The 385-nt window shown below is 59.2% G+C and carries 1 pseudogene; it reads right to left on the bottom strand.

The features are described from left to right. A pseudogene (locus EOA28_RS38495) lies at positions 1–385 on the bottom strand (hypothetical protein); the annotation flags it as partial.

The following is a 385-nucleotide window of genomic DNA, read 5'->3' on the forward strand; positions in this document are numbered from 1 at the left end:
GGCGTGATGAGCTCTTGATGAACCTCCCCAGCGCCAAGCCTGCCAACACTGAACCGGCGATCAGCGCCCCGGAATTTTCGCGGCCGAACGATTGGATCTCGCCAAGAACCTCTTCGAATGGCTTGTCCCGTAATGAAGTTGAAAGCCGTTCGAGGCCGCCCGCGGCATCGAGGACGAACTTCGATGCGGTTCGTTGATCGTTGTTGGCAAGGTGTTCGCTTGCCGCTCGCAGCGCTCCGCCAAAGACCCTCAGGCTGGCGCTGACATCGTGTTGTGTTCCCTCGGCCTTGTTGAACAACGCCTGCTTTGCTTCCGAGGCATAGTCGCTCGCCTTTCTGGTGAGTTCATCGCGAGCACTATGCAGCGCTTCTGTCGCGGTCTGCGT

The organism is Mesorhizobium sp. M2A.F.Ca.ET.067.02.1.1 (genome assembly GCF_004023285.1).
GTDB lineage: Bacteria > Pseudomonadota > Alphaproteobacteria > Rhizobiales > Rhizobiaceae > Mesorhizobium.